This window comes from Kocuria sp. (assembly GCF_030536815.1).
Classification (GTDB): Bacteria; Actinomycetota; Actinomycetes; order Actinomycetales; family Micrococcaceae; genus Kocuria; species Kocuria gwangalliensis.
Genome location: NZ_JAUNPE010000127.1, coordinates 1,471 through 6,139 on the forward strand (window position 1 = coordinate 1,471; position 4,669 = coordinate 6,139).

The 4,669-nt window shown below is 62.1% G+C and carries 4 protein-coding genes; all 4 read left to right on the plus strand.

Translation table 11 applies throughout. The annotated features are described in order from the left end of the window. A partial coding sequence (locus tag Q4E95_RS10335) for an ABC transporter ATP-binding protein (RefSeq protein WP_368660327.1) occupies positions 1-678 on the plus strand: 678 nt, incomplete at its 5' end. 68 nt (positions 679-746) lie between these two features. Beyond that, a complete protein-coding gene (locus tag Q4E95_RS10340) occupies positions 747-1,982 on the plus strand; it encodes a maltose ABC transporter substrate-binding protein (RefSeq protein ID WP_190780771.1) in 1,236 nt (411 codons plus the stop codon). A gap of 62 nt (positions 1,983-2,044) precedes the next feature. Further along, the gene (locus tag Q4E95_RS10345) at positions 2,045-3,610 is read left to right on the plus strand and encodes an ABC transporter permease subunit (RefSeq protein WP_303383230.1); all 1,566 of its coding nucleotides are present in this window, start codon (positions 2,045-2,047) and stop codon (positions 3,608-3,610) included. A 1-nt stretch (position 3,611) separates the two neighbouring features. Further along, positions 3,612-4,526 carry a sugar ABC transporter permease gene (locus Q4E95_RS10350; RefSeq protein ID WP_223841038.1) on the plus strand — a complete coding sequence of 305 codons (915 nt, stop codon included), beginning with the start codon at positions 3,612-3,614 and terminating at the stop codon, positions 4,524-4,526. Positions 4,527-4,669 lie beyond the last annotated feature (143 nt).

Genomic DNA, 4,669 nt, shown 5'->3' on the forward strand with positions numbered 1-4,669 from the left:
GACGAGCCGCTGTCAAATCTGGACGCCAAGCTGCGGGTCCAGACACGAACCCAGATTGCTGCACTGACCCGCCGCCTGGGTGTCACCACCGTCTACGTGACCCACGACCAGGTGGAGGCCATGACCATGGGTGACAGGGTGGCCGTACTCAAGGACGGTGTGCTCATGCAGGTTGACACCCCCAGGAAGCTCTACGACCACCCCAACAGCGAGTTCGTTGCCGGGTTCATCGGTTCACCGGCCATGAACCTGTTTCGTGCGACCGTGCACCACCGGCAGGTGAAGTTGGGGTCCCTGGCCCTAGATCTCTCCCCCGCCCAGCAGGAGGCACTGACCACCGACGAAGTCACCGTGGGTATCCGCCCCGAGGACATGGCTACCGCTCAGGAAGGTACAGGGCTGCCCATTGTCGCCGAGGTGGTCGAGGAACTCGGCGCGGACGCCTACGTGTACGGCTACCTCGCGCCGGTCACTGCTGCCAACACCGTGGTGCGGGTGGATCCCTCCGCGCAGGTTGCGGAAGCCGATCCCGACGCGAAGGACGATGGCGCCAGCCCCGTGGTTGTGCGCACGGACGGTCGCACGCCGTTGCGGGTCGGTAGCACCGTGTGGGTGGCTCCGAACACGGAACATATCCACTTTTTCGACGCGTCAACCGGTCATCGGTTGCCCCAATGAGACCGGTCTCCGCCCTCGCGTGGATCGGCCACTTCATGAGCACACGGACAACTGAAGAGGACAATCTCATGACTCCCTCACGCCGGTTAGTCGCGGCAGCCGCCGGCTGCGCTCTTCTCCTCGCGGGGTGTTCCTCCGCGCCCACCACGGGGGTGGCAGCGCTGGGTGTGGGCCCGGGAGAAGTCACGATCCAGGCCGGTGACGACGAAATCCCCGCGCTGCGCCAAATCGCCGAGAAATACACGGCGGACACCGGTGTGGACGTGCGTTTCATCGAGCGGGAGATCAACGCCCAGGCCATCTCCAACTTCATCTCCCAGTCGCCCACCGGGCAGGCTCCGGACATCATCGTGTCCCCCCACGACAACTTGGGTCAGTTGGCCGCCAACGGCGTGGTCGCGCCGGTCGAACTGGGCGACCGGGGTGAAGAATTCACCCAGAACGCGCGGGACGCCGTGGTCTACAACGGGGTCAGCTACGGGGTGCCCTACGCGGTGGAAAGCGTGGCGCTGGTGCGCAACAACGACCTGACCACCGATGATCCCGAGACATTCGACGCATTGCGCGCGGAAGGTCACCGCCTCATGAACGAACGGGGTGTTGACTACCCGTTCACGGTGAGCCAGTCACCCGATGCCGGGGACCCTTACCACCTGTACCCACTGCAAACCTCCTTCGGGGCGGAAGTTTTTGAACGCGACGAGGACGGTGAGTACTCGAGCGATCTGGCCATGGGTGGCCAGAGCGGACACGCATTCGCCCGATACCTGGCAGAACTGGGCCGGAGCGGAGACCTTAGGACATCCATGACGCCGGACATCGCCAAGGAATCCTTCATGTCCGGCGAGTCCGCGTTCCACATCGCCGGTCCCTGGGATCTCGTGGACATCGAAGCCGCGGACATGAACGTGAGCGTCCTGCCCGTACCCCCCGCCGGTGGTGAAGAGGCGCGTCCGTTCGCCGGCGTTCAGGCCTTCTTCGTCAACGCCAACGCATCGAATCCGGTGGCGGCGCAGGACTTTGCCGCCAATTACCTGACTCGCCCGGAATCCCAAACGGCGATGTACGAAAGCACCGACCGGCCCCCGGCCAGCGAAGTGGCGATCGAGAACATGAAGGATGACCCGTTGCGTTCGGCATATGCGGAAATCGCCACCACGGCGTTACCCATGCCGGCCATCCCCGCCATGGGCGCGGTCTGGGCGTTCTGGGGGACCACCGAGAACGGGATCGTCAACGGCAACGGCGACCCGGTTGAGCTTTGGGATCGCATGGTCGCCAATATCGAAGGACAAATCCAATGAGTACGAGCACCGATCGTCCTGACACTTCTGCTGCGATTAACGGCTCGGGCCACGGTGACAGCTTGAGCGCTCCCCTGCACATCCGGCATTCCCACTCACGCGGCTTCAGCGCGGGGTTCGTGGTCAAGCTGGTCCTGATGGCATTGGTCAACGCCTTCGGTTTGTTCGGGATTCTCTCCGCGTGGGCGGCAGGGAGCTGGGGAATCCTGGCGTTCCTGTTGATTGCATTGATCGTTGCCGACCTGGTCTATTTCCTCCCGACCCGCAGGGTGTTGCCGGCCAAGTACCTCTACCCCGGGTTGATCTTCCTGCTGGTGTTCCAGATCTTCGTGGTCCTCTACACCGCGGCCACCGCTTTCACCAATTACGGCGACGGCCACAACTCCACCAAGGAAGCGGCCATCAATCAGCTCACCCGCACGTACGAACAGCGTGTGGAAGGTGGCCGGGAGTACTCCGTGAGAGTGCTCAGCAACAACGGTGAGCTCGCGTTGGCCACAACGCAGGACGAGCAAGTGCTGGTGGGAACGCAGGATCAGCCGCTTTCGGCAGCCGGGGATGCTCAGGTCACCGACGGTGTCATCGCGGAAGTTCCCGGCTATGACCTGCTGGACTACGGCCAGGTCACGGCTGCGTACGAAGAGGTCATGGACCTGCGGGTGCCCGTTTCCGAGGACGCCGCCGACGGCGTATTGCGCACCGATGACGGTCGCACGGCGTACGCCTACACACCGTCCCTGGTGTACGACGAGCAGACGGACGCCATGGTTGCCAATGACGGGACCGTGTACCCGAACAACGGAGAAGGCTCATTCGTCAGCCCCGCGGGTGAGGAACTGCGCCCCGGTTGGCGGGTTTTCGTGGGACTCCAGAATTTTGCGGCCATTTTCAATCCGGAGATCCTGGGCGGCCCGTTCGTGTCCGTCACTCTGTGGACCTTCGTGTTCGCCATCCTCTCCGTGGCTCTCACATTCTTCCTGGGTCTCCTCTTGGCCATTCTGTTCAACGACAAGAACTTGAAGTTCCGCACCGTCTACCGGGCGATCATTTTCCTGCCCTACGCGTTTCCCGCGTTCCTGTCGATCCTGATCTGGGCGGGACTGCTCAACGCGGACTTCGGGTACATCAACCAGGTGCTCCTGGGTGGCGCAAACATCCCCTGGTTGGACAACCCTTGGCTGGCCAGGGCCTCGTTGCTGATGGTGAACCTGTGGCTGGGCTTCCCCTACATGTTCCTGGTGACCACGGGTGCCCTGCAGTCCATCCCGTCCGAGCTGTACGAATCGGCGGAAATGGACGGCGCGGGTGCTGCGCAGAGGTTCCGTTCGATCACCCTGCCGATGCTCATGGTGGCCGTTGGTCCTTTGCTGATCGCCTCGTTCGCCATGAACTTCAACAACTTCAACGTCATTTACCTGTTGACCGGTGGCGGGCCGCAGAATCTGGAATCCACCACTGGTGTGGGTGCCACGGACATCTTGATTTCTTTCGTGTACAAGATCGCCTTTGCGGGCGGTACCAACGATTACGGCGTGGCTTCCGCGCTGTCCATCCTCATCTTCATCATGGTCGCGTTGGTCTCGGCACTGACGTTCCGCCGCAGCAAGGCTTTCGAGGAGATCAACTGACATGTCTACTTCAACCACCTCGACCGTCAAGAACGATCGGCCCGGTTCCCGCTCGCGGCTCAGCGCCGGACAGCGTTTTGCCCGCGGGGGATGGAAACACATTGCCGCGGTCGTGGCCTGTGTTTTTGCATTGTTCCCGCTGATTTATGCGTTTTCGGCGTCCTTGTCGCCTACCGGTTCGCTGTTGGGCTCCAATGATCTCTTCGCGGAGGTGACCGGCGCAAATTACCAGAACCTGCTCACCGATCCGCAGAACCCGTTCATGACGTGGTTCGGGAACTCCATGTTCATTTCCATCACCACCGCGGTGGGGGCGGTGCTGATGGGGGCAGCCGCGGCTTACGCATTCTCACGGTTCCGCTTCAAGTTCCGTGGGGGCGGGCTGATGTCCCTGCTGATCATCCAGATGTTCCCGCAGTTGTTGGCGTTCGTGGCGATCTTCCTGCTGCTCTTCAGCATTTCCGAGGTTTACCCGTTCCTTGGCCTGAACTCACGGCTGGGTCTGGTCGCGGTCTACCTGGGGGGCGCATTGGGTGCCAATACGTTCCTGATGTACGGGTTCTTCAACACGATTCCCCGGGACCTGGACGAGGCCGCCACCCTGGACGGCGCTTCGCACTCCCAGATCTACTGGACGATCATCCTTCCCCTGGTTACACCCATCTTGGTGGTCGTGGGCATGCTTTCATTCATTGCGTCCTTCTCCGACTTCCTGCTGGCGCAGATCGTGCTGCAGGACCCCGAGAAGTACACCCTGGCCGTGGGGCTGTACCAGTTCGTGTCCGTACAGTTCGGCGAGAATTGGGGCGTGTTCACCGCCGGTGCCATCCTGTCGGCAATCCCCGTGGTGCTTCTGTTCTTGCTGCTGCAGCGGTATATCGTCTCGGGTCTCACCGGCGGCGCTGTGAAGGGCTAACGTTCGGTAGGACGACGCCGTTCGGCTCGGATCCTGCCGCTGGTTTACTCTCGATTCGCATCAGGGGTTCGAGTTCCGCTATGCTGAATGCCGCACGTTGCCCACGCGTTGGGGAATGTGCACGCCTGGAGGATTCGCCTAGC